Annotated in this window: 1 protein-coding gene and 1 pseudogene; both read left to right on the plus strand. The window is 76.7% G+C overall.

Annotated elements, in window-relative coordinates; all coding sequences use genetic code 11:
• A pseudogene (locus HMPREF3105_RS00995) lies at positions 1 to 273 on the plus strand (shikimate dehydrogenase); the annotation flags it as partial.
• A gap of 79 nt (positions 274 to 352) precedes the next feature.
• A partial coding sequence (gene aroC / locus HMPREF3105_RS01000) for a chorismate synthase (protein ID WP_070708563.1) occupies positions 353 to 1,195 on the plus strand: 843 nt, incomplete at its 3' end.

The raw sequence follows: 1,195 nt of genomic DNA on the forward strand, positions 1-1,195 counted from the left end.
GCCGCGGACGCCCTGGCCGCACACGTGCCGGCCGGCGCCGCCCTGCCGCCCCTGCTGGACGCGGCCTACGACCCGTGGCCCTCCGTGCTGGCGTCCGCCTGGTCCCGGGAGGGCGGTCCGGTGGCGTCCGGGCTGTCCATGCTGCTGCACCAGGGCATCGAGCAGGTCCGGCTGTTCACGGCCCGGCCCCGCGCCGCGGCCGGGATGCCCGAGCCGGACTGGGCGGCGGTGACGCGCGCCGCGGCGGACGCCCTGGGACCGGCCGCCGGCTGAGCGTCGAACGCCGGATCCGGTGCGTCCCGTCCGGTCACACGTGACGGCGCGGCGCCCCGTGCGTGAGAGACTGCACGCCATGGTGCGCTGGTTGACAGCGGGGGAGTCTCACGGCCCCGCGCTCACAGGAATCGTAGAGGGACTGCCGGCCGGGATCCCGGTCACGACGCAGGACGTGCAGGACGCGCTCGCGCGCCGCCGCCTGGGGTACGGGCGCGGCGCGCGCATGAAGTTCGAGCAGGACGCGGTGACGATCCTCGGCGGCGTCCGCCACGGCCGCACCCTCGGCTCGCCTGTGGCGATCCAGGTGGGCAACACGGAATGGCCCAAGTGGGAGAAGGTGATGGCCGCCGATCCCGTCCCCGCGGAGGAGCTCGACGGTCTGGCCCGCAACGCGGCGCTCACCCGCCCGCGGCCCGGCCACGCCGACCTGACCGGCATGCAGAAGTACGGCTTCGACGAGGCCCGCCCCCTCCTCGAGCGCGCCTCCGCCCGTGAGACCGCCGCCCGTGTGGCCCTGGGCACCGTCGCCCGCGCCTTCCTCGGCGAGCTCGGCGTGCGGATCGTCTCCCACACCGTGGCCTTCGGGGAGGCCGCCCTGCCGGAGGGCCACCCGTTCCCCGTCCCCGAGGACGAGGCCCGCCTCGACGCCGACCCGGTCCGCTGCCTCGACCCGCAGACCTCCGCGGCGATGGTCGCCGAGGTCGACGACGCCCACCGCGCCGGGGAGACCCTCGGCGGCGTCGTGGAGGTGCTGGCGTACGGCGTGCCGATCGGCCTGGGCTCCCACGTCCACTGGGACCGCCGCCTCGACGCGCGGCTGGCGGGGGCGCTCATGGGCATCCAGGCGATCAAGGGCGTGCAGGTCGGCGACGGGTTCGCCACGGCCGCCCGACGCGGCACCGCCGCCCACGACGGGATC

This window comes from Micrococcus sp. HMSC31B01 (genome assembly GCF_001816085.1).
Classification (GTDB): domain Bacteria; phylum Actinomycetota; class Actinomycetes; order Actinomycetales; family Micrococcaceae; genus Micrococcus; species Micrococcus luteus.